This window comes from Pseudoxanthomonas sp. PXM03 (assembly GCF_014852005.1).
In the GTDB taxonomy this organism is placed as follows: domain Bacteria; phylum Pseudomonadota; class Gammaproteobacteria; order Xanthomonadales; family Xanthomonadaceae; genus Pseudoxanthomonas_A.
In genome coordinates this window covers 1,158,822-1,185,367 of sequence record NZ_JACVAU010000001.1, presented here as the reverse complement: position 1 = coordinate 1,185,367, position 26,546 = coordinate 1,158,822, and the positions used below count along the sequence as shown (strand labels likewise).

Annotated in this window: 23 protein-coding genes and 1 tRNA gene; 16 read left to right on the top strand and 8 right to left on the bottom strand. The window is 66.7% G+C overall.

What is annotated here, in order from left to right; all coding sequences use genetic code 11:
• The first annotated feature begins 344 nt into the window (after positions 1–344).
• The 10 genes from pstS (IB223_RS05410) (at position 345) to rnt (ending at position 9,183) form a co-directional block, all read left to right on the top strand.
• Positions 345–1,358, top strand: a complete 1,014-nt coding sequence (gene pstS / locus IB223_RS05410) for a phosphate ABC transporter substrate-binding protein PstS (RefSeq protein WP_192200615.1) — start codon at positions 345–347, stop codon at positions 1,356–1,358.
• Positions 1,359–1,570: 212 nt separating this feature from the next.
• Positions 1,571–2,665: a phosphate ABC transporter substrate-binding protein PstS gene (gene pstS, locus IB223_RS05405; RefSeq protein ID WP_192200614.1), complete on the top strand. Its 1,095-nt coding sequence runs from the start codon at positions 1,571–1,573 to the stop codon at positions 2,663–2,665.
• 111 nt (positions 2,666–2,776) lie between these two features.
• A complete protein-coding gene (pstC, locus tag IB223_RS05400; RefSeq protein WP_192200613.1) occupies positions 2,777–3,748 on the top strand; it encodes a phosphate ABC transporter permease subunit PstC in 972 nt (323 codons plus the stop codon).
• Positions 3,748–4,599 carry a phosphate ABC transporter permease PstA gene (gene pstA / locus IB223_RS05395; protein ID WP_192200612.1) on the top strand — a complete coding sequence of 284 codons (852 nt, stop codon included), beginning with the start codon at positions 3,748–3,750 and terminating at the stop codon, positions 4,597–4,599. Before pstC ends, pstA begins: the two co-directional genes overlap by 1 nt.
• The gene (pstB, locus tag IB223_RS05390; RefSeq protein WP_192200611.1) at positions 4,592–5,410 is read left to right on the top strand and encodes a phosphate ABC transporter ATP-binding protein PstB; all 819 of its coding nucleotides are present in this window, start codon (positions 4,592–4,594) and stop codon (positions 5,408–5,410) included. Before pstA ends, pstB begins: the two co-directional genes overlap by 8 nt.
• An 8-nt stretch (positions 5,411–5,418) precedes the next feature.
• Positions 5,419–6,129, top strand: coding sequence for a phosphate signaling complex protein PhoU (gene phoU, locus IB223_RS05385; RefSeq protein WP_192200610.1), 711 nt, complete (start codon positions 5,419–5,421; stop codon positions 6,127–6,129).
• A gap of 148 nt (positions 6,130–6,277) precedes the next feature.
• Positions 6,278–6,688, top strand: coding sequence for an EF-hand domain-containing protein (locus tag IB223_RS05380; protein WP_192200609.1), 411 nt, complete (start codon positions 6,278–6,280; stop codon positions 6,686–6,688).
• Between the two features lie 60 nt (positions 6,689–6,748).
• On the top strand, positions 6,749–7,600 hold the full coding sequence (locus IB223_RS05375) for a DUF692 domain-containing protein (RefSeq protein ID WP_192200608.1): 852 nt from the start codon (positions 6,749–6,751) through the stop codon (positions 7,598–7,600).
• Positions 7,593–8,342 (top strand): putative DNA-binding domain-containing protein, encoded by a 750-nt coding sequence (locus tag IB223_RS05370; protein ID WP_192200607.1) that lies wholly within the window; start codon positions 7,593–7,595, stop codon positions 8,340–8,342. The genes IB223_RS05375 and IB223_RS05370 overlap by 8 nt, the downstream gene beginning before the upstream one ends.
• Positions 8,343–8,553: 211 nt before the next feature.
• A complete protein-coding gene (gene rnt / locus IB223_RS05365) occupies positions 8,554–9,183 on the top strand; it encodes a ribonuclease T (protein WP_225590812.1) in 630 nt (209 codons plus the stop codon).
• 10 nt (positions 9,184–9,193) lie between these two features.
• Here the strand turns inward: rnt and rhtA are convergent, their stop codons facing one another.
• Positions 9,194–10,081 carry a threonine/homoserine exporter RhtA gene (gene rhtA, locus IB223_RS05360; protein WP_192200606.1) on the bottom strand — a complete coding sequence of 296 codons (888 nt, stop codon included), beginning with the start codon at positions 10,079–10,081 and terminating at the stop codon, positions 9,194–9,196.
• 115 nt (positions 10,082–10,196) lie between these two features.
• Here rhtA and IB223_RS05355 point away from each other — a divergent pair, with 115 nt between their 5' ends.
• A complete protein-coding gene (locus tag IB223_RS05355) occupies positions 10,197–10,736 on the top strand; it encodes an XRE family transcriptional regulator (RefSeq protein ID WP_225590811.1) in 540 nt (179 codons plus the stop codon).
• 12 nt (positions 10,737–10,748) lie between these two features.
• On the opposite strand, the gene IB223_RS05350 is transcribed toward IB223_RS05355, so the two are convergent.
• From IB223_RS05350 to rnr, 4 genes are all read right to left on the bottom strand, one after another.
• A complete protein-coding gene (locus IB223_RS05350) occupies positions 10,749–11,939 on the bottom strand; it encodes a P1 family peptidase (protein WP_192200604.1) in 1,191 nt (396 codons plus the stop codon).
• A 10-nt stretch (positions 11,940–11,949) separates the two neighbouring features.
• Positions 11,950–12,693, bottom strand: a complete 744-nt coding sequence (gene rlmB, locus IB223_RS05345; protein WP_192200603.1) for a 23S rRNA (guanosine(2251)-2'-O)-methyltransferase RlmB — start codon at positions 12,691–12,693, stop codon at positions 11,950–11,952.
• Between the two features lie 51 nt (positions 12,694–12,744).
• Positions 12,745–13,218 (bottom strand): GFA family protein, encoded by a 474-nt coding sequence (locus IB223_RS05340; RefSeq protein WP_192200602.1) that lies wholly within the window; start codon positions 13,216–13,218, stop codon positions 12,745–12,747.
• 233 nt (positions 13,219–13,451) lie between these two features.
• Complete coding sequence (gene rnr / locus IB223_RS05335; protein WP_343227169.1) at positions 13,452–15,800, bottom strand: ribonuclease R; 2,349 nt, start codon at positions 15,798–15,800, stop codon at positions 13,452–13,454.
• 240 nt (positions 15,801–16,040) lie between these two features.
• On the opposite strand from rnr, the gene IB223_RS05330 reads away from it, so the two are divergent.
• The 4 genes from IB223_RS05330 to IB223_RS05315 all read left to right on the top strand — a co-directional run bounded on the left by IB223_RS05330 (position 16,041) and on the right by IB223_RS05315 (position 21,219).
• Positions 16,041–16,125: transfer RNA gene (locus IB223_RS05330), tRNA-Leu, on the top strand.
• 153 nt (positions 16,126–16,278) lie between these two features.
• Positions 16,279–18,099, top strand: coding sequence for an SLC13 family permease (locus IB223_RS05325; protein ID WP_192200600.1), 1,821 nt, complete (start codon positions 16,279–16,281; stop codon positions 18,097–18,099).
• A 58-nt stretch (positions 18,100–18,157) separates the two neighbouring features.
• Positions 18,158–20,401, top strand: a complete 2,244-nt coding sequence (gene parC, locus IB223_RS05320; RefSeq protein ID WP_192200599.1) for a DNA topoisomerase IV subunit A — start codon at positions 18,158–18,160, stop codon at positions 20,399–20,401.
• 161 nt (positions 20,402–20,562) lie between these two features.
• A complete protein-coding gene (locus IB223_RS05315) occupies positions 20,563–21,219 on the top strand; it encodes a thiopurine S-methyltransferase (protein WP_192200598.1) in 657 nt (218 codons plus the stop codon).
• Between the two features lie 9 nt (positions 21,220–21,228).
• Here IB223_RS05315 and bfr read toward each other — a convergent pair whose 3' ends face one another.
• Positions 21,229–21,714, bottom strand: a complete 486-nt coding sequence (gene bfr / locus IB223_RS05310; RefSeq protein WP_192200597.1) for a bacterioferritin — start codon at positions 21,712–21,714, stop codon at positions 21,229–21,231.
• Between the two features lie 162 nt (positions 21,715–21,876).
• Between bfr and IB223_RS05305 the strand changes: the two genes are divergently transcribed.
• A complete protein-coding gene (locus IB223_RS05305) occupies positions 21,877–24,291 on the top strand; it encodes a penicillin acylase family protein (RefSeq protein ID WP_192200596.1) in 2,415 nt (804 codons plus the stop codon).
• Here IB223_RS05305 and IB223_RS05300 read toward each other — a convergent pair.
• The gene (locus tag IB223_RS05300; RefSeq protein WP_192200595.1) at positions 24,279–24,647 is read right to left on the bottom strand and encodes a nuclear transport factor 2 family protein; all 369 of its coding nucleotides are present in this window, start codon (positions 24,645–24,647) and stop codon (positions 24,279–24,281) included. The genes IB223_RS05305 and IB223_RS05300 overlap by 13 nt on opposite strands.
• Before the next feature lie 2 nt (positions 24,648–24,649).
• The gene (gene asnB / locus IB223_RS05295; protein WP_192200594.1) at positions 24,650–26,347 is read right to left on the bottom strand and encodes an asparagine synthase B; all 1,698 of its coding nucleotides are present in this window, start codon (positions 26,345–26,347) and stop codon (positions 24,650–24,652) included.
• Positions 26,348–26,546 lie beyond the last annotated feature (199 nt).

The window sequence follows — 26,546 nt, the reverse complement described above, 5'->3', positions numbered from 1 at the left end:
AAGGATGGGAGTGAAATCTTGCAGTCACATGTGAGTTTCATGACCGTCGTGTGACAGCGAGACTGCGACCACGTCCGCCAGCGGCTCCGCGGTGGTCGGCCGCATATATAGAAAGGAAGTGGATGGCAGGATGGATCGCGTCCGGTGGCCGATCCCCTCCCCCCCACCACTCCGCTCGCCCACAGTCACAGGGGAGGTTGCGTGTGGCGACCACGCATCGGCCGCCCGGATTCCGTCACGCGACTGTCGCAATCACGACACGGGGCTGTCACACAAACGTCGTGGAATGGCCACCCAACGGGCACGCCTGTGCCTTTCACCCTGCCTTCTCCCAGGAGACTTCCGTGTTGAACTCGATCAAATCCCGCGTGGCGCTGCTGGCGCTGGCGTCTGCTTTCTCCGCGCAGGCGTTCGCTGCCGACGTGACCGGCGCCGGTGCATCGTTCGTGTATCCGGTGATGACCAAGTGGTCTGCCGACTACGCCAAGGCTTCCAACAACCGCGTGAATTACCAGTCCATCGGTTCGGGTGGCGGCATCGCGCAGATCAAGGCCGGCACGGTGGATTTCGGTTCTTCCGATGCCCCGCTGAAGCCCGAAGAGCTGGCCAAGTACGGCCTGGCCCAGTTCCCGTCGGTGATCGGCGGCGTGGTGCCGGTATTGAACGTGGCCGGCCTGAAGCCGGGCCAGCTGAAGCTGGATGGCCCCACGCTGGCCAACATCTTCCTGGGCACCATCAAGACATGGAACGATCCCGCCATCGCCGCACTGAACCCTGGCCTGACGCTGCCGGCGCAGCGCATCACGGTGGTCCGTCGTTCGGACGGTTCGGGCACCACCTTCAACTTCGTCAACTACCTGTCCAAGGTCAGCCCGGAGTGGAAGACCAAGGTGGGTGAAGGCACCTCCGTGCAGTGGCCGACCGGCGTGGGCGGCAAAGGCAACGAAGGCGTCGCGGCCTACGTGAAGCAGATCAAGGGCGGCATCGGCTACGTCGAACTGTCGTACGCGCTGCAGAACAAGATGGCCTACGCCAGCCTGAAGAACGCCTCCGGCAACTACGTGCAGCCCAGCGAGGAATCCTTCGCCGCCGCCGCCGCCAGCGCCGAGTGGGGCAAGTCGAAGGACTTCTACCTGGTCATGACCAATGCCCCGGGCGCGAACTCCTGGCCGATCACCGCCACCAACTTCATCCTGATGTACAAGGCGCCGAAGAAGGGCAACAAGGACGCCCGCGACTTCTTCCGCTGGGTCTACGCCAACGGCGACGCCCAGGCCAAGTCGCTGGACTACGTGCCGCTGCCGCCGGCCCTGGTGCAGCAGATCGAGACGTACTGGAAGGCCAACCTGAAGTACTGATCGCACCCGCCGGCACGGTCTCTCCGCGTGCCGGCCCGATGCGGCGTTCCTCCCGCGCCTGCATCACCCGGGCGGGCCTTCGGGCCCGCCTTTTTTGTGACGCACGAACAGACACGTCCTGTCGCATGACAGTGCGAGACCGCCATGTCATCACGCTGTAACAAAAACATCATTTCATAGCGTGGATCACAAACGACACGTCCGGAGATCCCATGCACGTCCGTAACGCTCGCCTGGCCACGCTGGCCCTGGCAACCGCCTTGTTCGTCGCCGGTTGCGGCGGCAAGACCGACGCACCCGCCGCGACGGCAGGCAATGAGGCCACCCCGGCAGCGACCGAAGGCGCGCAGAAGATCTCCGCCGAGATCACCGGGGCCGGCGCCTCGTTCATCTACCCGCTGATGGCCCGCTGGTCGACCGACTACAACAAGGCCACCGGCGCCAAGATCAATTACCAGTCCATCGGTTCGGGCGGCGGCATCGCGCAGATCAAGGCCGCGACCGTCGATTTCGGTTCGTCGGACAAGCCGCTGTCGTCCGAAGAACTGGCGCAGGCCGGCCTGGGCCAGTTTCCGTCGGTCATCGGCGGCGTGGTGCCCGTCATCAACGTGGAAGGCCTGCAGCCCGGGCAGCTGAAGCTCAGCGGCACCGTGCTGGCCGACATCTTCCTGCACAAGATCACCACCTGGAACGACCCGGCGATCGTTGCGCTGAATCCGGGCGTGACGCTGCCGGCCGGCAAGATCAATACCGTGCACCGCTCGGATGGTTCGGGCACCACCTTCAACTTCGTCAACTACCTGTCCAAGGTCAGCGGTGAGTGGAAGACGAAGGTCGGCGAAGGTACCAGCGTCAGCTGGCCCGGCGGCGTCGGCGGCAAGGGCAACGAAGGCGTGGCGGCGTACGTGCGCCAGCTGAAGGGCTCCATCGGCTACGTCGAACTGGCGTATGCCGAGCAGAACAACATGTCGTACGCGTCGCTGCAGAATGCGGCCGGCCAGTTCGTGCAGCCCACGGCGGAGAGCTTCGCCGCGGCGGCGGCCAGCGCCGACTGGGCGAATGCCAAGGACTTCAACCTGGTCATCACGAATGCGCCCGGCGAACAGGCGTGGCCGATCACGGCGACCAACTTCATCCTGGTCTACAAGCAGCCGAAGGATGCCGCGAAGGCCAGGCACACCCTGGACTTCTTCAAGTGGGCCTACGAGCAGGGCCAGGCGCAGGCGAACGAACTGGACTACGTGCCGCTGCCGCCCGAGCTGGTGGGACAGATCGAGAAGTACTGGGCTGCCGAAATCAAGCTCTGAAGGGAACGCACCGGGCCGCCCCATGAGCGGCCCGGTGTCATCACGCGGTAACCGCGACAACGTGCACTTGAACACTTCGCACCAGCCCCTCCCCCCTATCTCCCGGGTTGCATGAACGCCACCGCTCTCCCCGCTTCCCTGTCGGATGTGCGTACCACGCGCGACGCGCGTGCCGACAAGCTGTTCCGCTGGACCATGACCGGCGCCGGCATGTTCGTCCTGATCTCGCTGATCGCCGCCGCATTGTCGATGCTGTGGGGCGGTCGCGAAGCCCTCCAGACCTTCGGCCTGGGCTTCTTCACCAGCACCGAATGGAATGTCGGCACGCGCGAATTCGGTGCCTTGGTGCCGGTGTTCGGCACGCTGGTCAGCGCCGGCGTTGCCATGCTGATCGCGGTGCCGGTGAGTTTCGGCATCGCGGTGTTCCTGACCGAAGTGGCGCCTGCATGGATGCGCGGACCGGTCGGGATGGCGATCGAGCTGCTGGCCGGCATTCCTTCGATCATCTACGGCATGTGGGGCCTGTTCGTGCTCGCACCGCAGCTGAGCGAACACGTCTACCCGTGGATCAACGACAACCTGGGGCAGCTGCCGCTGATCGGCGCGGTGCTGTCCGGTCCGCCGCTCGGCATCGGCATGCTGACCGCCGGGCTGGTGCTGGCCATCATGGTGATCCCGTTCGTGTCGTCGGTCATGCGCGAGGTCTTCCTGACCGTGCCGGGCCGGCTGAAGGAATCCGCCTACGCGCTGGGTTCCACCAAGTGGGAAGTAGTGTGGGACGTGGTGCTGCCGTACACGCGCTCGGCGGTGATCGGCGGCGTGTTCCTCGGGCTGGGCCGGGCACTCGGCGAAACCATGGCGGTGACGTTCGTGATCGGCAACGCCTACACGATCAGCGCCGCGCTGCTGGAACCGGGCACGTCCATTGCCTCCACCATCGCCAACGAATTCGCCGAAGCCACCGACCCGCTGCACAAGGGCTCGCTGCTGCTGCTGGGCTTCACTCTGTTCCTGCTGACCTTCATCGTGCTGGCCATCGCCCGCCTGATGCTGCGCCAGCTGGCCAAGCGGGAGGGCAACTGATGTCCGCGTCCCTGTACACCTTCCGCAAGGTCAAGAACGGCGTCGCGCTGACGCTGTCCATCGCGGCCGCAATCTTCGGCCTCATGTGGCTGGTCTGGATCCTCTGGACCACGATCACCAAGGGCATGAGCAGCCTCAATCTGGACCTGTTCACACAGATGACCCCGCCGCCGAACGAACCCGGCGGCCTGGCGAACGCGTTGTTTGGCAGCGTGGTGATGAGCCTGCTGGCCATCCTGCTGGGCACGCCCATCGGCGTGGCGGCCGGCACCTACTTGGCCGAGTACGCCAACAAGCACTGGCTGGGCGAAACGGTCCGCTTCGTCAACGACATCCTGCTGTCGGCACCCTCCATCGTGCTGGGTCTCTTCATCTACACCGTGATGGTGGCCCAGATGGGCCACTACTCGGCGTGGGCCGGTGCGGTCGCTCTGGCATTCATCGCCCTCCCCGTCATCGTGCGCACCACCGACGAGATGCTGCGGCTGGTGCCGCAGCAGATGCGCGAAGCGGCGCTGTCGCTGGGCGTGCCGCAGTGGAAGGTGACCACACAGGTGCTGATGCGTTCTGCATTGCCGGGCATCGTCACCGGCGTGCTGCTGGCATTGGCCCGCATCAGCGGCGAAACCGCACCGCTGCTGTTCACCGCCTTCAACAACCAGTTCTGGAGCACCGACCTCAACCAGTCGATGGCCAACCTGCCCATGGTGATCTTCCAGTACGCCATGAGCCCCTACGACTCGTGGAACTCGCTGGCCTGGGCCGGTGCGTTCCTGGTGACTGCCCTGGTCCTCCTGCTCAGCCTGGCTGCGCGAACCATCCTTCTTCGAAACAAGGTGACCCATGAATGACGCGGCCCGCATTTCGGTCGTTGCCACCCAGCGCCACGACGAGCACAGCGCGCAGGCCAAGGTGAAGCTGGCCGCCAAGGATCTGGACTTCTACTACGGCGACTACCACGCCCTGAAGAACATCAACCTGGAAATCCCCGAGAAGCGCGTGACGGCGTTGATCGGCCCATCCGGTTGCGGCAAGTCCACGCTGCTGCGCGTGTTCAACCGCATCTATTCGCTCTATCCCAAGCTGCGCGCCACCGGCGTGGTGTCGCTGGACGGGGAGAACATCCTGGACGCCAAGTATCCGATGAACCGCCTGCGCAGCAAGGTGGGCATGGTGTTCCAGAAGCCCGTTCCGTTCCCGATGACGATCTACGAGAACGTCGCCTACGGCATCCGCCACCATGAGCGCCTGGGCAAGGCCGAGATGGACGTGCGCGTCGAACAGGCGCTGCGCCAGGCCGCCCTATGGGAAGAAGCCAAGGACAAGCTGAAGCAGAGCGCGCTGGGCCTGTCCGGCGGCCAGCAGCAGCGCCTGTGCATCGCGCGCGCCGTGGCGCTGCGTCCGGACGTGATCCTGCTCGATGAGCCGACCTCGGCGCTGGATCCCATCTCGACCAGCAAGATCGAACAGCTGATCGAGGAACTGAAGCACCAGTACACCATCGCCATCGTGACGCACAACATGCAGCAGGCCGCGCGCGTGTCCGACTACACGGCCTTCATGTACCTGGGCGAGCTGGTGGAGCACGACGTCACGTCGACGATCTTCTCCAACCCCGGCAAGCAGCAGACGGAAGACTACATCACCGGCCGTTTCGGCTGAGGACGCCCATGAACACCCAACCGAACGACCATATCGTGAAGAGCTACGACGAAGAACAGCGCCGCATCGTGGCCGAGATCGTGCGCATGGGCGAGACTGCCGTCGCCCAGCTGGAGGCCGCGCTGGACGTGGTCGAACGCCGCGACGACAAGGCCGCCCAGCGCATCATCGCCAACGACGAAGCCATCGACGCCATCGAGCACCAGGTCAGCCACGACGTGATGCACCTCGCCCTGCGCGGGCCGATGGCGCGCGACCTGCGCGAGATCCTCGCCGGCCTGCGCATCCCGGCCGACATCGAGCGCATCGGCGACTACGCGGCCAACGTGGCCAAGCGCTCGATCGCCCTCAACGTGTCGCCACCGATGCCGCAGATCACCGGCCTGCGCGCGCTCGGCAAGCTGGCGGCCCGCCAGGTGCGCGACGTGCTCGTCGCCTACCAGAATGGCGATGCCGAACAGGCCGTCCAGGTCCGCGCGCGCGACGCCGAACTGGACGCGCACTACACCGCGCTGTTCCGCGAGTTGCTGACCTATATGATGGAAGACCCGCGCAACATCACCCCGTGCACGCACCTGCTGTTCATGGCCAAGAACCTGGAGCGGATCGGCGACCACGCCACCAACATCGCCGAGAACGTCTGGTTCCTGGTGCATGGCGAGCAGCCGCTGCCCCCGCGCGACAAGCGCGACGAGACCAGCACCACCGGCGTCATCTGAGGCTTTCGCCGCACCGCAGCACCCGGAACGCCCTGCCATTGCGGGGCGTTTCCGTTCCAGCCCCCGCCCACACGAACCGCTAACGTCCCGCGGCTACAATCCCGCCACGTTGATGCGGATACCCCGCACATTCCCGGGAGAGACCACGATGTCCAAGAACACCACCAAGCCCGCCGCCGTCGCCATTGCCCTGGCGGGCGGCATCCTGCTGGCCGGTTCGAGCTTCGCGATGGAACCGCTGGCGCAGGGTTACCTGCTGGCCGCACCCGAGGCCGCCAAGGCGGGCGAAGGCAAGTGCGGTGAGGGCAAATGCGGCGAAGGCAAGTGCGGCATGGCCAAGGCCGACACCGACAAGGACGGCAAGGTCTCGCAGGCCGAATTCGCCGCCGCGCATCCCGACAAGGCCGGAAAGTTCGCCGACATCGACACCAACAAGGACGGCTTCATCGACGCGGCCGAGCACAAGGCGCACGCGGGTGCCAAGGGCGCCGAGGGCAAGTGCGGTGAAGGCAAGTGTGGCGAAGGCAAGTGCGGTGCCGACAAGAAGACCGAAGGCTGATCCGTCCGCACTGAACGACGGTCCCGTCTTCTCCGGAAGGCGGGACGTCGCCGTGTCGCAATGAACCGCGCCCCGCCCGTCCCTTCCGCCGGCCTCGGCCTGCGTCGCGCACTGCTGGACGAACTGCTGGCAGCGCCGGCGGACGCGTTCGACTTCCTCGAATGCGCGCCGGACAACTGGATCGGCGTGGGCGGCCGCTACGGTGAAGCGCTGCAGACATTGTCCTCGCGCCATGCACTGACCTGCCACGGCCTCTCGCTGTCGCTCGGCGGCGTTGCGCCACTGGACGATACCTTCCTCGCCCGCACGCGCCGCTTCCTCGACCAGCACGGCGTGGCGCTGTACAGCGAACACCTGAGCTACTGCACCGACGACGGCCACCTGTACGACCTGATGCCGATTCCCTTCACCGAGGAAGCGGTGCAGCATGTCGCGGCACACATCCGCCAGGCACAGGACGCCCTCGGCCGGCGCATCGCGGTGGAGAATGTCTCCTACTACGCCGCGCCCTACCAGGCGATGGACGAAGCCGACTTCATCATCGCGGTGCTGTCCGAAGCGGACTGCGATCTGCTGCTGGACGTCAACAACATCTACGTCAATGCGATCAACCATGGCTACGACGCGCGCAGTTTCCTGGCGCGCATGCCGTCGGCGCGGATCGCCTCGTACCACATCGCCGGCCACTACGACGAAGCCGACGACCTCAAGGTGGACACGCATGGCGCGCCGGTAAAGGACGATGTGTGGTCGCTGCTGTCACTGGCCTATGCGACGCACGGCGTGCGCCCCACCCTGCTGGAGCGCGATTTCAATTTCCCGCCATTTGCCGAACTCGCTGCGGAACTTCAGCGCATCCATCAGCTGCAATCGGCACACGCGACCTCCGACGGACAGGCGCTGCATGGCTGACGCGCTGCACGACCAGCAGTTCGCCCTGTCGCGCCACCTGCGCGATCCCTCGGCGCATCCGCCACCCCCGGGCATCGAGGCACGCCGGCTGGCGGTCTATCGCGACCTGTTCTTCAACAACATCGAAAGCCTGCTGGCCGGGAACTTCCCGGTGATCCGCAAGACCCTGGGTGACGACGCCTGGCGCACGCTGGTACGGCAGTTCTATGCCGAACACCGCAGCAGGACACCCCTGTTTCCGGAAGTGGCGCGCGAGTTCATCCGTTACCTGGAATCACGTGCCGGGCGCAACGACTCACTGCCCGCGTGGCTGCGCGAACTGGCGCATTACGAATGGGTCGAACTGGCGCTGCAGATCGCCGATGACATCGTGCCACCCCACATACCGGACGGCGACCTTGTCACGGGAGAGCCGGTGGTATCGCCTTTCGCATGGGCGCTCGCCTATCAATGGCCCGTGCACCGCATCGGACCGGATTACCTGCCCGACACAGCGCCCTCCGAACCGACCTTGCTGCTCGTCCGACGTGATGCCGGCCACCAGGTGAGATTCGCGGCCATCTCGCCGTTGGTGTACCGGCTCATGGAACTGCTGGGCGAAGGCGGTCGCAGCGGTGGCGATGCGCTGCGGCAACTCGCGATCGAAGCGGGCGTGGATGACCTGCCCGCCTTCGTCGACCAGGGGGGCGCCATGCTTTCCCGTATGCGTGAAGAAGGCACGCTGCTGGGTACGCGTCCCTGACTTTTGTTGGAGCGACGTGAGTCGCGACCGCAGACCCGGGGCGCACGCGTGCCCGTCCGACAGGCGGCTGTCGCATGACCGCTACCCGAAGATCCGGGAGAACCGGAACGCCGATCGCGTGCGGTCGCGACTCACGTCGCTCCAACAACTGCGAGCTCGCGGCTGGGTTTCCAGCAGAAGAAGCGCCACGCCGTCTGCTACCCTTTCCCACATGGAAAACGCCACCGAACCCACCCGCATCACCCCGATGGCCCAGCGCTTCCGCGGTTACCTGCCGGTGGTGGTGGACGTGGAAACCGGCGGCTTCGACTGGAACCGCCACGCACTGCTGGAAATGGCTGCGGTGCCGCTGGACCTGGACGAAAACGGATTGCTGGTCTGCGGCGAGACCGCCAGCGTGCACCTGCATCCGGCGCCCGGCACCGAAATCGATCCGAAGTCGCTGGAAGTCACCGGCATCGACCTCGACCACCCGTTCCGTTTCGCCAAACAGGAAAAGGATGCGCTGGACCATGTCTTCGCACCCGTGCGTGCGGCGGTAAAGAAGCACGGGTGCCAACGCGCGATCCTGGTAGGCCACAACGCCCACTTCGACCTGAACTTCCTCAACGCGGCAGTCACGCGCGTGGCGCACAAGCGCAACCCGTTCCATCCCTTCAGCGTGTTCGATACGGTGACGCTCGCCGGCGTGGCCTACGGCCAGACCGTGCTGGCGCGCGCGGTGCAGGCGGCGGGCTTCGACTGGAATGCGGAGGACGCGCACTCCGCCGTCTACGATGCCGAGCAGACAGCGCGGCTGTTCTGCAAGATCGCCAATGCGTGGCCGCGCCCGCTGGGCTGAGCGCGCTGCATCACCCCTGGCCGCTTCCGGCGGCCGCCACTGCCGGACGTGCCGTCATCGCGGCACCCGCCGACGCGACGATGATGGCGGCGATGGCCAGCCACTGCAGCATCGACAGGCGTTCGTGCAGGAACAGCAGGCCGCACAACGCGGCGATGGCCGGCTCCAGGCTCATCAGCATGCCGAAAGTGCGCGTGGGCATCTTCGTCAGCGCAACCATCTCCAGGCTGTAGGGAATCGCGGTGGACAGCAGTGCCACCGCCAACGCCACGGGCAGCAACGCGGGCGCCAGCAATGCTGCCCCGGCGTGCGCGACACCGAACGGCACCGCCACCGCCGCGGCGATGCAGCTGCCTATCGCGACCGTTTGCGGGCCGTGCGCGTTGCCGGCCTTCTGGCCGAACACGATGTACATCGCCCAGCACGCACCCGCGCCGAGCGCGTACGCCACCCCCACGAGGTCCACTGCCTGCGCGCCCTGCTCCGGCACCAGCAGCACCAGTCCGGCGACGGCCAACGCCACCCAGACGACGTCGCGCAGATGGCGGGAACCGAACAGCGCCACGGCGAGCGGGCCGGTGAATTCGAGCGCGACGGCGATGCCCAGCGGCACCGTTTCCAGGGCCTTGTAGAACAGCAGGTTCATCAGCCCCAGCGAGGCGCCGTAGAACAGCAGCAGCGGCCATTGCGCCCGCGTGATACGTGCCCGCCACGGGCGGAACACCATCACCAGGATCAATGTCGCCAGCGCCAGCCGCAACGCGGTGGCGCCAGTGGCACCCACCGCCGGGAACAGGCTCTTCGCCATCGACGCGCCGGCCTGGATGGACAGCATGGCGACGAGCAGCAGCGCGATCGGCTGCCAATGGACGGGCGCGGGGGAATTCGGGGACGACATGGCGACACTGCCTGCGGACGCCGGACGCGCCGCGCTTGAAGGATGAATGAATTGCGCACTATATTGCGCACATCGAAGCTTACCGGATGCGCAATATAGTGCGCAACCCCTGCCCATGAGCGTACTTGAACACGTTGCCGAGAACGTCCGCCGCCTGCGGACCGCAGCCGGCCTCAGCCAACAGGCGCTGGCGGATGCCTCGGACGTCAGCCGCCGCATGCTGGTCGGGATCGAATCCGGGGACGCCAACGTCAGCCTCAACACCCTCGACCGGATTGCCGAGGCCTTGGAGGTGACGTTCGCCGACCTGGTGAAGGCGCCGGGCAATCCGAGCCGGGACCGCATCGAAGCCCTGGTCTGGAGCGGGCGTACGCCGGGCTCGCAGGGCGTGCTGCTGGCCAGCGCACCGGCAACCCACGACGTGGAGCTGTGGGCCTGGACGTTGATGCCCGGGGACCGCTACACCTCGGCGGCCGACCCGAGCGGATGGCACGAAATGTTCTTCGTCATCGAAGGCACGCTGGTGGTGGAACTGCCCGACGGAGAACATGCGGTCGATGCGGGCGATTTCTTCGTGTTCCCCAGCGACCGCGACTACGCCTACCGCAACGACGGCGACACACCGCTGCGCTTCATCCGCAACGTGGCGCACTGACCTCGCACTGGACTACCGCGTGGGCGCAATGCCGTGGCGGCGCAGCACGTCACGCACGCGGTCCAGCGGAATCGCCTCGACCGTCTCGCCATTGCCACTGACGGTGGTGGCCATGAACAGCGAGTTGTAGATCGCCTCTTCCACCGCTTCCACGCTGGCCTGGAATACCGCGCTCATCTGCTCGTTCGCGAGTTCGGCGGTTTCCAGCAGGGGCGCATCGAAGGCGCGCCGCACCGACTCGGCGGTGGAGAACGCGAGGATGTAATCCCCGCTGCCATTGGACGCCGAACTGCCCGTCCGGCCCAGCCCCATCATTGCGCGCGAGGCGACGCGCCGCAGGTTGCGGTCGCCCAGCGGCGCATCGGTGGCGATGACGATGATGATCGATCCATCGCCACGGTCGTCCGCGAGGCCGCGGCGACCATCGGCCTGCACGGCGATGGCGTTCTGGAAGGCGTAACGATCCAGTTCACGTCCCACCGGCGCACCCGAGACCTGCAGCACGCCGCCGAAATTGCTCTGTACCAGCACGCCCACCGTCCAGCCGCCCAGTGATGCGGGCAGCTCGCGCGACGAGGTGCCGATACCCCCCTTCCAGCCGAACGCCACCGTCCCGGTGCCGGCGCCGATGCTGCCTTCCTGCACCGGACCATCGGTCGCCGTATCGAGTGCACGCCGCACCGCGTCCGCCGTGACCGGCCGCGCCCGGATGTCGTTGAGTCCACCATCATTGGTTTCGCCAACGACCACGTTGAGCGAGCGCACCTGCTGCATGTCGGGGCGCTCCAGCATCCACGCCGCCATCGCATCGGCGGCCTTCCACACGCACAGCGTGCAGGTCAGCAGGATCGGCGTTTCCAGTTCGCCCAGTTCGTTGACCTGCGTGCTGCCGATGAACTTGCCGAACCCGTTGCCGACATGCACCGCGGCCGGCACGCGCGAGCGATAGACGTTGCCCGCATGCGGCAGGATCGCGGTGACACCGGTCCGCACGGTGTCGCCTTCCTTCAGCGTCACCTGTCCGACGCGCACGCCGGCGACATCGGTGATGGCATTGTGCGTGCCGGTCGCGAAGATGCCGGGGGCGACACCGAGGTCGCGGGCCCGTACGCGCGGCGCTTCCTGCGCGATGGCGGTGAGCGAGGACAGCCCCAGCAGCAGCGCCGCCAGTCGAGGGAACGAAGGATGCGGCGTGCGGGACATGGGGACTCCTTTACTGGCGCTGGCGGACGGCCTCGAACAGGGTGACGCCGGCCGCGACCGACACGTTGAGGCTTTCGATGTCGCCGGGCATGGGAATCTTCACCAGCCCGTCGCAATGCTCGCGGGTCAGGCGACGCAGGCCATCGGCTTCGCCGCCCAGCGCCAGCGCCACGTTGCCGCGCAGGTCGGTGGCGTACAGCGAGGCATCCGCCTCGCCGGCCAGGCCATAGATCCACACGCCCATCTGCTGCAGGTCGCGCAGGCAGCGCGACAGGTTGGTGACCTGCACCACCGGAATTCGGTCGGCGGCGCCGGCCGAGGTCTTGCGCACGGTGGCGTTGACACCGACGGACTTGTCCTTGGGGATGATGACCGCGGTGACGCCTGCCGCCGCCGCACTGCGCAGGCAAGCGCCGAGGTTGTGCGGGTCCTGCACGCCGTCCAGCACGAGCAGCAGCGCCTTGCCTTCGGCGGCGTCCACCAGGCCCTGCAGTTCGTTCTCGTCCCAGGTCGGCGCCGCGGCATAGCGCGCGGCCACGCCCTGGTGGCGCAGCGCACCGGCCACGCCGTCCAGCGCCTGCCCGGTGACGCGACGCACGTCGATGCCCTTGCGACGTGCGTTCTCCTCGATCTCGGTCAGGCGCGCGTTCTTGCTGCCTCCCTCGATCAGGATCTCGCGCACGTTGTCGGCATCGTTCTCGACGGCCGAGGCGACCGCGTTGACGCCGACGATCCACTGGTTCTGCTTGCTCATGCGCTGTACGGCCGCCCTGGAAAGGCCGGCATTATCGCACCGACCGGTCGTTCAGCGCGGCGACCACGCGGCCGTGTCGTGGTCGGGATGCTGGAACGACACCACTCCTGCAAGGAAGGCCGCGGCGGCCTCGTCCTCTTCGGTTCGACGTTGCGGCAGTGCCGGCAGGGTATCCACGTACGGCAGCTTGCCTTCCACCCCGTACTGCACCCACGGCGGCAATCCCGAAGGGTCGTCGAATGCCCCCGCCGCCAGCGCCACGCCGTCGGGCGCCTCGTAAGTCAGCGGCGTGCCGCAGTCGGCACAGAAGCCGCGCCGGACGACGTTGGACGAGTGGAAGCGCTTCGGTTCGCCCCGCGTCCACTCCAGCACCGCGCCGCGCGTGGACACCAGCGGCGCGTAGTACGCGCCGAATGCTTTCTGGCACATGCGGCAATGACAGATGGAAGCATCCTTCAGCTCGCCGCTGACGCGGAAGCGGATCGCGCCGCATTGGCAGCCGCCGGTGTGGGTCGGGATGGGCATGGGCTGACGCTCCTGGCGTGGGATGCGCATGTCGTTGCAGGACCACGCTCATCCTGCAACGCCCGACGACAAGGACCACGTCATCCCCACAAGCGCCGGACGACGGTGCCGCCCTTGATCGTCATCCCGGCGAAAGCCGGGATCCATCCTGATTCTGCCGTTTCACGCAGGTCCTTGCGAAGAAAGCCAAGATCAAGCTGGATCCCAGCGTGCGCTGGGAAGACGGGCTTCAATCAGTACTTCTGCTTCCTGCGCTTGGCCGGCTGCCCACGCGGCTGTGGCGAGGGCAGCCCATTGTCCTTGCCCTTTTCGTCGACCAGACGGAAATCGATCTTGCGCTCCTCCAGGCTGGCCTTCAGTACGACGATGCGCACACGGTCACCCAAGCGGTAAGACAGGCCGCGGCGCTCGCCCGACAGCGTCTTGCGCAGCGGATCGAAGTGGTAATAGTCCTGCGGCAACTGGGTCACGTGGACCAGGCCGTTGACCTTGGACTGATCCAGCTCCACGAACAGGCCAAAGCTGGTGACGCCGCTGATCACGCCATCGAACTGGCCGCCGACGTGTTTCTCCATCCACGCCGCGCGATAACGCTCGTCGACCTCGCGCTCGGCCTCGTCGGCGCGACGCGCACGCTCCGAACACTGCAGCGACAGCGCCGCCATCTCGTGCGGGGAATACAGGAATTTCTCCGGCTTGCCCTTGGTCAATGCGTACTTGATCGCACGGTGCACCAGCAGGTCGGGGTACCGCCGGATCGGCGACGTGAAGTGGGCGTAGGCCTCCAGCGCCAGACCGAAATGGCCCGCATTGTCCGGCGAGTAGACCGCCAGGCTCTGGCTGCGCAGCACCACCGATTCCAGCAGGGTCACGTCGGGACGCTCGCGGATCTTCTTCAGCAGCTGGGTGAAATCCCGTGGCTGCACCTTGCTCCAGGCCGGCAGGCTCAACTTGAATTCCTTCAGGAACTCGAGCAGGTCGGCGTACTTGGATTCCGGCGGCCGGTCATGCACGCGGTACGGCGCGGGAATGCGCGCGCCCAGCAGGAACCTGGCGGCTTCCACGTTCGCCGCGATCATGCACTCCTCGATCAGCTTGTGCGCATCGTTCCGCTGCAGCATGCCGGCCTGGGTGACTTCACCGCGATTGTCGAGTTCGAAGCGGACTTCGGAGGTCTCGAACTCGATGGCTCCACGCTTTTCGCGCGCCTTGGCCAGCAGGCCGTACAGCTCGTGCAGGCGCTCGACCTGCGGCAGCAAGGCGCCGATGGACTGGCGTGCCTCGGCGTCGCCCTCCCCCACTGCCTTCCATACCTGGTCGTAGGTGAGGCGTGCGTGCGAGCGCATCACTGCCTCGTAGAACTTCGACTGGGTGACTTCGCCCTCGCTGTTGACCTGCATGTCGCAGACGAAACACATGCGGTCGACGTTCGGATTCAGCGAGCAGATGCCGTTGGACAATGTCTCCGGCAGCATGGGCACCACGAAACCCGGGAAGTACACCGAGGTCGCGCGCTTCTGCGCTTCATCATCCAGCGGAGTACCGGGGCGCACGTAGTGCGAGACATCGGCGATGGCCACCACCAGGCGGTAGCCGCTGCGGTTCTTCATGCGCAGCCCTTGGCGATTGCTCTCGCAATACACCGCATCGTCGAAGTCCTTCGCATCGGCGCCGTCGATGGTCACCAGCGGCATGTCGCGCAGGTCCACGCGGCCACCGATCATCGAGGACTCGATCACCAGCGGCACCGCAGTGGCTTCGTCCAGCACTTCCTGCGGAAACTCGTGCGGCAGGTTGTGGCCGTGGATCGCGGCCTCGACCACCAGCGAGGGCGTCAGGCTGTCGCCGAGCACGGCAATGACCTTGCCGATCGGGGGACGGCGCGTGTCCGGCGCCTGCGTCAGCTCGACGACGACCAGCTGGCCATCGCGCGCGCCGCCGGTAGCGTCGGGCGGGATCTGCACGTTGCGCTGGATGCGCTTGTCGTCCGGCGCCACGTAGGCGATGCCGACCTCGAAACCGAAGCGGCCGATCAGGCGGGTGACGCCGCGTTCCAGCACGCGCGCGATGCTGCCCTCGCGGCGGCCGCGGCGGTCGATGCCGGTGACGTTGGCCAGCGCGCGGTCGCCGTGCATGACCTTGCGCATCTCGTAAGGCGGCAGGAACAGGTCGTCGCCGCCCGCATCAGGACGCAGGAAACCGAAGCCGTCGGGATTGGCGATCACCGTGCCGGAGATGAGGTCGGTCTGCTGCACGGGCGCGAAACCGCCGCGCCTGTTCTGCACGAGTTGGCCATCGCGGACCATCGCGCCCAGCCGCTTGGACAGCGCATCGAAACGCTCGGGTGCGTCCAGGCCCAGCGGACCGGCGATTTCCTCCGCCGTCTGCGGACCTTCCGCTGCTTCGAGGAAGCCGAGGATGGCCTCGCGACTGGCAATGGGTTGTTCATAACGTTGCGCTTCGCGTTGCGCATGCGGATCGACGAAACGACCGCCCGTACGTGATCCGGAGCCCGGGTTGCGGCGGGCGGGCGGTGCGCCGGCATGCGTGCGGGACGGCGCTCGCGCGGGCACATCGGGCATCCAGGGCGGGAGGCTCTTCTTGGCCGGCTTGCCGGGCTTGCCAGACGGGGCCGGCTTGCCGGCGTTGCGGGAACCGGGCGTGCCGCCTGGCTTGCTTCCTTTCCCGGCGGGCGTCTTGCCGCCGCTGCGTGGTGTCTTGTTGGTCATGGGGGGATGGTACACCCCGCCTGAACAACGCCATGCGAAGGGGACCGTTGACAATCCCCCGCACTCCCCACAAAATGCGCGCCTCGCTTACCTGCCCAGGTGGCGGAATTGGTAGACGCACTAGTTTCAGGTACTAGCGGGTAAAACCGTGGAGGTTCGAGTCCTCTCCTGGGCACCACGCACAACGAAGACCCTCGCGAAAGCGGGGGTTTTTCGTTTCCGGCATGCGTGCGCACAAAGCGCCGCCCGCGACCTCCCGCCTCACGCGCCTTCACGGCGATCCGCAGTAGGCTGGTGACCACGCACGACGATGCACCGCACGGAGACGCGCATGGAGTTCCAACAGATCCTGTTCCTCGCCATCCTGGCGATCACCCTGGGTCTGTTCATAAGCGAGAAACTGCGTGTCGACCTGGTCGCGCTGCTGGCGCTGCTCGCACTCACGCTGACCGGCATCCTCGGCCCGAAGGAAGCGCTGTCGGGCTTCGCGAGCGAACCGGCGATCATCGTCGCCGCCGTATTCGTGCTGTCGGCCGGCTTGTCCGCCACCGGTATCACCGAACGCATCGGTGCCGGCATCGGCAGGGCGGCCGGCGGCAGCGAATGGCGCACGATCGCCGTGGTGATGCCCGCCACTGCCGCGCTGGCGGCGTTCTCGCACCACGTGATGGTCACCGCGATGATGCTGCCCATCCTGATGCGGATCGCCCGCGAGCAGAAACTGGCCGCATCGCGCCTGCTGATGCCGATGTCGCTGGCGGCATCGCTCGGCACCACGCTGACCTTGTTCAGCGCGCCCGCCTTCCTGCTGTCCAACGACCTGATCAAGCGCGCGGGCCTGCCGGGGCTGGACATCTTCGCCATCACGCCCATCGGTGCCGCCCTGGTGGTGCTGGGGACCGCCTACATGCTGCTGGGACGCTGGCTGGTGCCCAAGCGCGAGGGTGAAACACCGCAGGGCGACTATCTGAAGCTGGACCGCTACTACACCGAACTGCTGGTGGAAGAAGCTTCGCCGTGGGTGGGCAAGACGCGCGGCGAATTCGCCGAAGCGTTCGACAAGCGGCTCCAGGTGGTGGACTGGCTGCGCCAGGGCATGCGTCGCCGCAACCAGCGGATGGACGGCAAGCTCGATGCCGGGGACGTGCTGCTGGTGCGGGCCTCGCCGGACGAGATCGCCTCCATCCGCAATGAACCCGGGCTGGCCCTGCATGCAGTGGCCAAGTACGGCGAAAAACCAAACGAACAGCCGAAGACCGAAGCCCTGGGCGAAGAGCAGCTGGTGCAGGCCGTGGTCGCGCCGCATTCCGAGTTCGTCGGCCGCAGCGTCGCCGACATCGATTTCCTGCGGAACCTGGGCGTGGTGGTGGTCGGCCTGTGGCGCCGCGAAGGCTGGCTGCATGGCGAGCTCTCGGAAATGGTGCTGCAGGAGGGCGACCTGCTCGTGCTGTGGGGCCAGCAGCAGAACCTCGAACCGCTGGCGGCCCATCACGGCTTCCTGATGCTGATGCCGTTCGGTGGCAGGGAGAAGCCGCGTCGTCGTGCGCCCATCGCCCTGCTGATCATGGCGGCGGCGGTGGCGGCCGCGGCCACCGAGGTGCTCGCGCCGCACATCGCCTTCCTTGCCGGCGCGGTCGCCATGGTGATCACGCGCTGCGTGGACATCGAGCGCGCCTACCAGGAAATCGACGTGCGTATCTTCGTGATGATCGGCGGCGTCATCCCGCTGGGCATCGCCATGGAGAAGACCGGCACTGCGGCGCTGGTGGCGGACCTGCTGCTCAACCACACCGCACACTGGTCGCCGCTGGTGCTGCTGCTGGTGATGTTCGGTACCGCCGCGCTGCTGACGCAGATCCTGTCCGACGCCGCGACGACGGTACTGCTCGCCCCCATCGCGCTGGCGCTGGCGGGAGGGCTGGAGCTGAACCCGGTGCCCTTCGTCGTATGCACGGCGATGGGAGCGGTGGCCTCATTCCTCACCCCGATCGGCCACCACGGCAACCTGCTGATCCTCAACCCCGGCCGCTACACCTTCGGCGATTTCCTGCGCGTCGGCGTTCCGCTCACGCTGGGCATCGCCTTCACCACGGCGTGGCTGGCGCGCTGGCTGTGGCTGGACGGTCCGCTGCTGCCGGGTAGCATCGGGTGAGACGGGGTGGCGGGTAGAATGGCGGGGTCGACCACGACCCGCAGACTGCTAGCCCGCAATGACCGAAACGATCCGCCCCACCTTCCACGGCTTCGAGCAGATCCCGCTGCGCGAGTACGCCGAGCGCGCCTACCTCGATTACTCCATGTACGTGGTGCTGGACCGCGCCCTGCCTTTCATCGGCGACGGTCTGAAGCCCGTGCAGCGGCGCATCGTCTATGCGATGAGCGAGCTGGGCCTGAATGCCGGCGCCAAGCCGAAGAAGTCCGCGCGTACCGTCGGCGACGTCATCGGCAAATACCACCCGCACGGCGACAGCGCGTGCTACGAGGCGCTGGTGTTGATGGCGCAGCCGTTCTCCTACCGCTATCCGCTGATCGAAGGCCAGGGCAACTTCGGCTCGCCCGACGATCCCAAGTCGTTCGCGGCCATGCGCTATACGGAATCCAAGCTCACGCCGATCGCCGAAGTGCTGCTGGGCGAGCTGGGCCAGGGCACGGCGGACTGGACGCCCAATTTCGACGGCACGCTGGAGGAACCCACCTGGTTGCCGGCGCGCCTGCCGCACCTGCTGCTCAACGGCACCACCGGCATCGCGGTCGGCATGGCCACCGACGTGCCGCCGCACAATCTCAACGAGATCGTCAGCGCCTGTATCCGGCTGATCGACGACCCGGATGCCACGGTCGCCGACCTGTGCGAGCACGTGCGGGGCCCCGACTACCCCACCAGGGCCGAGATCATCACCGCGCCATCGGACCTGCGCGCGATGTACGAGAACGGTACCGGCAGCGTCCGCGCGCGCGCCGTCTGGCGCAAGGACAACGCCAACATCGTCATCGATGCCCTGCCCTACCAGGTCTCGCCGTCGAAGGTGATCGAACAGATCGCCGCCCAGATGCGCGCGAAAAAGCTGCCCTGGCTGGAAGACATCCGCGACGAATCCGACCACGCCAACCCCGTGCGCGTGGTGCTGATCCCGCGCTCCAACCGCGTGGATGCCGAACAGCTGATGGGCCACCTGTTCGCCACGACCGACCTGGAGAAGAGTTACCGGGTCAACCTCAACATCATCGGACTGGATGGCCGGCCGCAGGTCAAGAACCTGAAGATGCTGCTGACGGAGTGGCTGGCCTTCCGCAGCGACACCGTCACCCGCCGCCTGAAGCACCGGCTGGAAAAAGTCGAACGCCGCCTGCACCTGCTGGAAGGCCTGCTGGTGGCGTTCCTCAACCTGGATGAAGTCATCCGCATCATCCGCACCGAGGACGAGCCCAGGGCCGCACTGATCGCACGCTTCGCACTGAGCGAGGAGCAGGCGGACTACATCCTCGACACCAGGCTGAAGCAACTCGCCCGCCTTGAGGAAATGAAGATCCGGGGTGAACAGGACGAACTCGCCAGCGAGCGCGAGAAGCTGATCGCTACGCTGGACTCCAAGAGCAAGCTGAAAAAGCTGATCAAGGACGAGCTCACCGCCGATGCGAAGAAGTTCGGCGACGCGCGCATGTCGCCGCTGGTGCAACGCGATGCCGCACAGGCGCTGGATGAAACCGAACTGGTTGCCAGCGAGCCGATGACGGTCGTGATGTCGGCGAAGGGCTGGATCCGTGCGGCCAAGGGCCACGACATGGATGCGGCCACGCTTTCCTACCGCGACGGCGACAGCCTGCTCGCAGCGGTGCGTTCGCGCAGTACGCAGCAGGTGGCGTTCCTCGATTCGGAAGGCCGCAGCTATTCCACTGCCGTGCACACGCTGCCATCGGCGCGCGGCAATGGCGAACCCCTCACGGGCCGGTTCTCTCCTGTCGCGGGCGCATCGTTCCAGGCGCTGGCCAGCGGCGACAACGACACGCGCTTCGTGCTGGCCTCGTCGCATGGCTACGGCTTCGTGACCCGCTTCGAGAACCTCACCGGTCGCCAGAAGGCCGGCAAGGCCATGCTCAACCTGACCGCCGGCGCCCATGTACTGCAACCGTCGGTGGTGCCGAATGCGGAAACCGACCGCATCGTCGCGGTGACCAGCGCCGGCCACCTGCTGGCGTTCCCCGTCAGCGAACTGCCGGAACTCGACAAGGGCAAGGGCAACAAGATCATCGAAATCCCGAAGGCCAAGCTGGGCACCGAGCATGTCGTCGCCATCGCCGCCGTGTCGCCCGGCGGCACGCTGCAGGTGAAAAGCGGCCAGCGCACGATGAGCCTGTCGTTCAAAGACCTGGATGCCTACGTCGGTGCGCGCGCGACGCGGGGTGGGTTGTTGCCGAGAGGTTGGCAGAAGGTCGATGGACTGGATGTCCAATAGTCCACCACATGGATGCGCTGCGGCGCGTTCGTGAAATCCCGACTGCTGTAGAAGGGGCTTCAGCCCCGACCGCTTTACACGCGGAGAAGCCTCGGGGCTGAAGCCCCTCCTGCAACAGCCGGGCGAGTTTCAATCCAACGGTTTCGACAAGGGCCGCACGAATGGATGCCGATTTCTGGTTGCAGCGATGGCAGGAAGGCCAGATCGGTTTCCACCGCAGTGACGTGATGCCGCTGCTGGAAAAACATTGGCCATCGCTGCAGGTGCGTGCGGATGCCCGTGTCCTGGTGCCACTGTGCGGCAAATCGCTGGACATGCACTGGCTGGCCGCGCAGGGATACCGCGTGCTGGGCGTGGAACTGTCGCCCCTGGCCGTGGCGCAGTTCTTCCAGGAGGCGGGCGTGGAGCCGGTCAGGACGGTCAGCCAGTACGGCGATCACTTCACTGCCGGCCCCATCGAGATCATCCTGGGGGATGCGTTCGGACTGGAGCCAGCACTGCTTGCCGATGTGGAGGCGGTCTATGACCGTGCGGCGCTGATCGCGCTCCCGCCCGCCCTGCGCCGCCGCTACCTCGACACGCTGTATGCCTCGTTGCCGTCCGGCTGCCGGGGACTGCTGATCACGCTGGAGTACCCGCAGCAGCAGAAGGACGGTCCGCCATTCTCGGTCGGGCAGGCGGAAGTCGAGGCGCTGTTCGCTTCACCGTGGCAGCACGTGCTGCTCGAGCGGCGCGACATCCTGGACCAGGAGCCGCGCTTCCAGGCGGAAGGCCTGACCGCGCTCACCACCGCCGTCTATCGGCTTCGCCGGACCTGAGTCTCCGCCTCAGCCCGAAACGCTGCCACCGTCCAGCTTCGACGTGAGGTACAGCTCGATGCCCAGGCGCTTGATCAGGCCCAGTTGCTGTTCCAGCCAGTGCGCGTGGTCTTCCTCGGTGTCCTTGAGCTGGGCCAGCAGGATCTCGCGGCTGACATAGTCGCCATGCTGTTCGCACAGACCGACACCCTTCGCCAGATTCGCGCGTACGGCGTACTCGACCTCCAGGTCGCGCTGCAGCATCTCCTCGACCGTTCTGCCCGCGACGAACGACTCCGGGCGCATGTCCGGATCGCCCTCCAGGAACAGGATGCGGCGCAGCAGCGCATCGGCGTGCTGGGTTTCTTCCTGCATCTCGTGGTCGATGCGGTTGAACAGCGCCTTCAGCCCCATGTCCTCGTAGCGACGGGAATGGATGAAGTACTGGTCGCGGGCAGCGAGTTCGCCGCGCAGCAGGAACTTGAGATAGTCGACGACGTCGGGATGGCCTTTCATGGCAGGTGGCTCCGGTAGCGAGGCGCACAGGATGCCCGATCAGGCACCATGATGACCGAATCGGAATCACTCTCGTTCGTCGTTGCGCTGCGGCAGTGGCGGTCATGGCTTCCGTGGAATAATCGACCGCGACCCTCACGCCCCTACCGCAAGGATCCCGTAATGCTGAAGTGGACCCGGCGCATCGCGCTGCTGCTGTTGGCCCTCGTCGTCGTGGCATTGCTTGTGGTGTGGTGGTTGATGCGGGGCAGCCTGGCCCGGCTGGAAGGCGAGTCCGGCCTGGCCGGACTGTCGGCACCGGTCTCGATCCAGCGTGATGCGCTGGGCGTGGTGACCATCGACGCCGCCAGCGAGGCCGACGCTACCCGCGCACTGGGATACGTGCACGCCCAGGAGCGCTACTTCGAGATGGACCTGATGCGGCGCAGTTCCGCCGGCGAACTGTCGGAACTGTTCGGCCCCATTGCGGTGAACATGGACAAGGAGCGCCGCACCCACCGCATCCGCGCACGGGTATCCGCGCATCTGGGCGAATTCGCGGGCGACCGCATGCCGCAGCTCGAAGCCTATGCCGCTGGCGTCAACGCCGGACTTGGCGACCTGCGCGCGCGCCCCTGGCCCTACCTGTTGCTGCGGCAATCGCCGCGCGCCTGGGAGGTGACCGACTCGGCGCTGGCCGGATACGCGATGTACTTCGACCTGCAGGATTCCGGGAACCTGCGCGAGCTCGGCCTGTGGAAGATCCGCCAGCACGTGCCGCCGGCCTTGTTCGACCTGCTGACCCACGATGGCACCGAGTGGGACGCGCCGCTCTACGGGCAGGCACGAGGCAATGCCGCGCTTCCACCGGCGACGGGCGTCGACCTGCGCACGCTGCCGATGCCGAAGACCGACTCGCACCGGCGCCTGGCCGACAAGGGCACGCCCGGCAGCAACAACTGGGCGGTGGCCGGCGCACTGACCGCCGACGGCCGCGCCATCGTTGCCGACGACATGCATCTGGGCCTGCGTGCGCCGAACATCTGGTTCCGCGTCCGCCTGCGTTATCCGAACCCGCGCGCGCCCGGCGGGAGGGTCGATGTATCCGGCTTCAGCCTGCCCGGCCTGCCCGCCATCATCGTCGGCAGCAACGGGCATGTGGCATGGGGCTTCACCAACAGCTATGCGGACACGGCGGACTGGTATCCGGTGAAGCCGTGCAGCAAAGGTGATGATCCGGCCACCTGCGATGCGACCGAACACCATGCCGAAACCATCCGCGTGGCCGGTGCCGATGCCGTCACGCTGGACGTTGTCGACACGCGCTACGGGCCCATCGTGCATCCCGCGACGCCCGGCAAGCCCGCGCTGGCCCTGCGTTGGGTCGCACACCAGCCCGGCGCGCTGAACTTCGGCCTGGCGGATTTCGCCACCGCCGGTGATCTTCCCTCCGTGCTGTCGGTCGCACAGCGCACCGCCACGCCGGCACAGAATCTCGTCATCGCCGACCACAAGGGGCGCGTCGCCTGGCGCATCCTGGGACCGCTGGCGTCGCGCGCGGGTGCATGCACGCACTCGCTGGAGTTCACGCGCGGCAGCGCGGATGCTTCAGCAGCCACCCCCGCACCACCGAGCCGATGCTCGCCGTGGCTCATCTCCAGCCAGCTCACGCCGGTACTGACCTCGCCGCCCAACCACCGTTTGTGGACCGCGAACGCGCGCGTCCTGGAGGGAGACGCGCTGGCGCGGGTCGGCGATGGCGGCTATGCGCTGGGCGCGCGCGCCAGGCAGATCCGCGACGGCCTGTTGGCGAAGGAACGCTTCACAGAGAAGGATCTGCTGGCCATCCAGCTCGACGATCGCGCCGTGTTCCTGCAGCGCTGGTGGCAACTGCTGCAGGATGAAGCCGGACGATCGCCCGCGGACTCCTCCGTGAAGGCACTCGCGGATGCGGGCAGGGCCTGGGAAGGCGTCGCCAGCGTCGACTCCGTCAGCTATCGCCTCGTGCGCGCCTGGCGCCTCGCCGTGCATGCGCGCATCGCCGATGGCCTGACCGCACCCGCACAGGCAGCCCTGGGCAACGACTTCATCATGCCCGACCTGCCGCAGTTGGAAGGCGTCGTCTGGCCATTGCTCGAACAGCGCCCCCCGCACCTGTTGTCGCGCCGCTACAGGACGTGGGATGCGCTTCTGGAAGACGCGGCGAAGGAAGTCCGCGACGACCTGGCCGATCAAGGGCCTCTGGCGCAGCGCCGCTGGGGCGAGCGCAATACCGCGAAGATCTGCCATCCGCTGGCGAACGCCCTGCCCGCCTTCCTCAAGCCCAGGCTCTGCATGCCGGGCGAACCACTCGCCGGTGACGGCGCCATGCCGCGTGTGCAGGGTCCGTCCTTCGGCGCCTCGGAACGCATGGTGGTGTCGCCCGGCCACGAGGCCGACGGCATCATCCACATGCCGGGCGGCCAGAGTGGCCACCCGATGTCGCCCTTCTGGGGCGCAGGCCATGACGACTGGGTACACGGACGGCCGACGCCATTCCTGCCGGGCGATGCCGCCCACACACTGACGCTGCGTCCCGCCAACGCTCAGCCCAGGTAGTGATCCGGTACCGCCAGCCCCTGCTGGCGGAAGAAGCTGAGCTGGTCGAAGTAGCCGCGCTGGAACACGATGCGGCCGTCGCGCACGCGGAAGAAGCCGCAGCCGCGCAGTCCGAGCGGATCGCGCCATTCCATCACGGCCCACTCGCCGTCCTCGAGGATCTGTTCCACCTCGCACACCATCGTCGCGCGCGCGAATTCGGTGCGGAACAGGTTCGCGATCGCCTCGCGTCCGAGCAGCGGGTCGGCCACCACCTGGTGATTCACCGCGTCTTCCGTATACAGCGCGGCCAGGCCATCCACGTCCGCCGCGTTGAAGCGGCGGACCCATTCGCGCACCACGTCGGCGGGTGACATCGTCAACCCGCCTGCAAGGCCGCCGCGTGCACGCCAGCCACGGCACGGCCGGACGGATCGGCCATCTTCGCGAAGCTGGCGTCCCACGCGATCGCCGCCGGCGACGAGCACGCGATCGACTTGCCGCCCGGCACGGTTTCCGCGCAGGCCTGGCCCGGATAGTGCTGTTCGAACAGCGTGCGATAGAAATAGGCCTCCTTGGTCTGCGGCGGATTGACCGGAAAGCGCTTGTCGGCCGCCGCCAGTTCGCGATCGCTGACCTGTGCCTCCGCATGCGCCTTCAGCCCGTCGATCCAGCCGTAGCCGACGCCGTCGCTGAACTGCTCCTTCTGCCGCCACAGGATCGACTCCGGCAGATAGCCCTCGAACGCCTCGCGCAATATGCCCTTCTCCATCCGCTTGGCGCCGGTGCTGCCCTTGTCGATCATCTTGTGCAGGGCATCCATCTTCATGGCCACGTCGAGGAACTCCACGTCGAGGAACGGCACGCGCGGTTCCACGCCCCAGGCCATCATCGACTTGTTCGCGCGCAGGCAGTCGTAGTTGTAGAGCGCGTCCAGCTTGCGTACCAGCTCCTCGTGGAATTCGCGCGCGTCCGGCGCCTTGTGGAAGTACAGGTAGCCGCCGAAGATCTCGTCGCTGCCCTCGCCCGACAGCACCATCTTCACGCCCATCGCCTTGATGCGACGCGCCAGCAGGTACATCGGTGTTGACGCACGGATGGTCGTGACGTCGTAGGTTTCGATGTGGCGGATCACCTCCGGAATCGCATCGAGACCTTCCTGGAACGTGTACGTGAAGCCGTGATGCACGGTGCCCAACGCCTTCGCCGCGACTTCCGCCGCCGCCAGGTCGGGCGACCCGTCCAGGCCGATGGCGAACGAGTGCAGCCGCGGCCACCAGGCTTCGGTCGTGTCGTTGTCCTCGATGCGATGCCGCGCATAACGCGCGGCGACAGCCGCGACCAGCGAGGAGTCCAGGCCACCGGACAGCAGCACGCCGTAGGGCACGTCGGTCATCAGCTGGCGATGCACGGCGCGCTCGAATGCTTCGCGCAGCTCCTGCCTGGCGACTTCCACATGCTCCACTGCGGCGTAATCACGCCACGGCTTTTCGTAGTACTTGACCAGCGTCCGCGTCGACGTCTCGTAGTAGTGGCCCGGCGGGAACTGGGCGACATCCGCGCAGATCGGCGACAGCGCCTTCATCTCCGATGCCACGCACAGCCGGCCCTCGCGATCGTGGCCCCAGTACAGCGGGCACACGCCGATGGGATCGCGCGCGATCAGCGCCCGGCCCGTCGCCTTGTCCCACAGCGCGAAGGCGAAGATGCCGTTGAGGCGGTTGAGGAACGACGCCGGTTCGTCCTCGCGGTACAGCGCATTGATGACCTCGCAGTCGGAACCGGTCTGGAAGGCGTAGTTCTGCTTCAGTTCCGCCTTCAACTCGCGATGGTTGTATATCTCGCCGTTGACCGCCAGCACCAGCGCCCCATCGGCCGAACGCAGCGGCTGCGAGCCGCCTGCCGGATCGACGATGGCCAGCCGCTCGTGCACCAGGATGGCGCCGTCGTCATGGTAGACACCGCTCCAGTCGGGCCCGCGATGGCGCTGCTTCTGCGAAAGTTCCAGCGCCTGTCGCCGGAGGGCCTGGATGTCGTCGCCGGGCTGCAGCCCGAAGATGCCGAAGATGGAACACATGGGAGGAAGCTCCTGGTGAGGTTCGATGATGGAAGCCGGAAACGAAAAAAAACCCGCATCTCGCGATGCGGGTTTCTGGTATCCGGCAGGTCTTTCGTTGCCTAGTCGCAGAGCCGCATCGCCCGCGTCCCGTTGTTCGGGCGCAGGTTATTGCGGTTGTTGTTGATGGCGGTGCGGCAGGGCATGGCGCGACCGTAAC

Bases quoted from the DNA above. Each gene is read 5' to 3' on its own strand.
- IB223_RS05300 (WP_192200595.1), bottom strand. From the start codon at position 24,647: ATGTCACCCGCCGACGTGGTGCGCGAATGGGTCCGCCGCTTCAACGCG.
- rhtA (WP_192200606.1), bottom strand. From the start codon at position 10,081: ATGTCGTCCCCGAATTCCCCCGCGCCCGTCCATTGGCAGCCGATCGCG.
- rnr (WP_343227169.1), bottom strand. From the start codon at position 15,800: ATGCCCGATGTGCCCGCGCGAGCGCCGTCCCGCACGCATGCCGGCGCA.
- IB223_RS05355 (WP_225590811.1), top strand. From the start codon at position 10,197: ATGAGCGTACTTGAACACGTTGCCGAGAACGTCCGCCGCCTGCGGACC.
- parC (WP_192200599.1), top strand. From the start codon at position 18,158: ATGACCGAAACGATCCGCCCCACCTTCCACGGCTTCGAGCAGATCCCG.
- IB223_RS05305 (WP_192200596.1), top strand. From the start codon at position 21,877: ATGCTGAAGTGGACCCGGCGCATCGCGCTGCTGCTGTTGGCCCTCGTC.
- rnt (WP_225590812.1), top strand. From the start codon at position 8,554: ATGGAAAACGCCACCGAACCCACCCGCATCACCCCGATGGCCCAGCGC.
- phoU (WP_192200610.1), top strand. From the start codon at position 5,419: ATGAACACCCAACCGAACGACCATATCGTGAAGAGCTACGACGAAGAA.
- pstC (WP_192200613.1), top strand. From the start codon at position 2,777: ATGAACGCCACCGCTCTCCCCGCTTCCCTGTCGGATGTGCGTACCACG.
- IB223_RS05350 (WP_192200604.1), bottom strand. From the start codon at position 11,939: ATGTCCCGCACGCCGCATCCTTCGTTCCCTCGACTGGCGGCGCTGCTG.
- pstB (WP_192200611.1), top strand. From the start codon at position 4,592: ATGAATGACGCGGCCCGCATTTCGGTCGTTGCCACCCAGCGCCACGAC.
- IB223_RS05380 (WP_192200609.1), top strand. From the start codon at position 6,278: ATGTCCAAGAACACCACCAAGCCCGCCGCCGTCGCCATTGCCCTGGCG.
- IB223_RS05370 (WP_192200607.1), top strand. From the start codon at position 7,593: ATGGCTGACGCGCTGCACGACCAGCAGTTCGCCCTGTCGCGCCACCTG.
- IB223_RS05315 (WP_192200598.1), top strand. From the start codon at position 20,563: ATGGATGCCGATTTCTGGTTGCAGCGATGGCAGGAAGGCCAGATCGGT.
- IB223_RS05375 (WP_192200608.1), top strand. From the start codon at position 6,749: ATGAACCGCGCCCCGCCCGTCCCTTCCGCCGGCCTCGGCCTGCGTCGC.
- IB223_RS05325 (WP_192200600.1), top strand. From the start codon at position 16,279: ATGGAGTTCCAACAGATCCTGTTCCTCGCCATCCTGGCGATCACCCTG.
- asnB (WP_192200594.1), bottom strand. From the start codon at position 26,347: ATGTGTTCCATCTTCGGCATCTTCGGGCTGCAGCCCGGCGACGACATC.
- pstA (WP_192200612.1), top strand. From the start codon at position 3,748: ATGTCCGCGTCCCTGTACACCTTCCGCAAGGTCAAGAACGGCGTCGCG.
- pstS (WP_192200614.1), top strand. From the start codon at position 1,571: ATGCACGTCCGTAACGCTCGCCTGGCCACGCTGGCCCTGGCAACCGCC.
- bfr (WP_192200597.1), bottom strand. From the start codon at position 21,714: ATGAAAGGCCATCCCGACGTCGTCGACTATCTCAAGTTCCTGCTGCGC.
- IB223_RS05340 (WP_192200602.1), bottom strand. From the start codon at position 13,218: ATGCCCATCCCGACCCACACCGGCGGCTGCCAATGCGGCGCGATCCGC.
- rlmB (WP_192200603.1), bottom strand. From the start codon at position 12,693: ATGAGCAAGCAGAACCAGTGGATCGTCGGCGTCAACGCGGTCGCCTCG.